The following is a 1,038-nucleotide window of genomic DNA, read 5'->3' on the forward strand; positions in this document are numbered from 1 at the left end:
TGCTCGGCGCCAGGTTGCTGGCAGAGCTGGATACCGTGGCAAAGGCCCCCGCCGAAGGGCGCGGATGGAACCAGGCATCACCGACGAAATCCTGGGCGATCAGGGCCGAACCCCGCACCCTGCCGTCGGCATCGAGCACCAGGCTGCCATTGGCCTGTTCAGGGAAGGCCAACTGGGCCACGCCGGTCACCACCAGGGGATAGGCCACACCGGTGATCAGGGTCATCAACACAATCAGGCTCAAGGCCGGACGCACTACGCTAGTCATTTCTCACTCCTCGATTCGTTCAGATCTGCAGGCCGGTTACACCAGGTGCAGCGCAGTCAACAGCATGTCGATCAGCTTGATCCCGACAAAGGGCACGACGATGCCACCCACGCCGTAGATCAACAGGTTGCGCCGCAGCAGGTGCGCGGCACTGGCCGCCTGTACCCGCACCCCACGCAATGCCAGGGGGATCAGCACCACGATGATCAGGGCGTTGAACACGATGGCCGAAAGGATTGCGCTCTGCGGGCTGGCCAGCCCCATGATGTTGAGCACCCCCAGCTGTGGATAAATCGCCGCGAACAGCGCCGGCAGGATGGCGAAGTACTTGGCCACGTCGTTGGCGATGGAGAAGGTGGTCAGGGCACCCCGGGTCACCAGCAGCTCCTTGCCGATCTGCACCACATCCAGCAGCTTGGTCGGGTCGCTGTCCAGGTCGACCATGTTGGCCGCCTCGCGCGCCGCCTGGGTGCCGTCGTTCATGGCCATGCCGACATCGGCCTGGGCCAATGCCGGTGCGTCGTTGGCGCCATCACCGCACATGGCCACCAGACGCCCGTCGTTTTGCTCGTGGCGAATGCGCGCCAGCTTCTTCTCCGGCGTGGCCTCGGCCAGCACATCGTCGACTCCGGCTTCGGCGGCAATGGCCGCGGCGGTCAGCGGGTTGTCGCCGGTCACCATCACGGTACGGATACCCAGCTTGCGCAACTCGGCGAAACGCTCGCGAATGCCGGGCTTGACCACGTCCTTGAGGTGAATGGCGCCGAGCA

2 protein-coding genes are annotated in these 1,038 nt (G+C 64.8%); both read right to left on the reverse strand.

What is annotated here, in order from left to right:
- A partial coding sequence (locus F6S12_RS32105) for a potassium-transporting ATPase subunit C (RefSeq protein WP_315869904.1) occupies positions 1-268 on the reverse strand: 268 nt, incomplete at its 3' end.
- A 36-nt stretch (positions 269-304) separates the two neighbouring features.
- Positions 305-1,038, reverse strand: a 734-nt coding sequence (locus tag F6S12_RS32110) for an HAD-IC family P-type ATPase (protein ID WP_315869905.1), incomplete at its 5' end; no start/stop codon positions are given.

Source organism: Pseudomonas sp. JV245A, assembly GCF_032424515.1.
In the GTDB taxonomy this organism is placed as follows: Bacteria; Pseudomonadota; Gammaproteobacteria; order Pseudomonadales; family Pseudomonadaceae; genus Aquipseudomonas; species Aquipseudomonas protegens.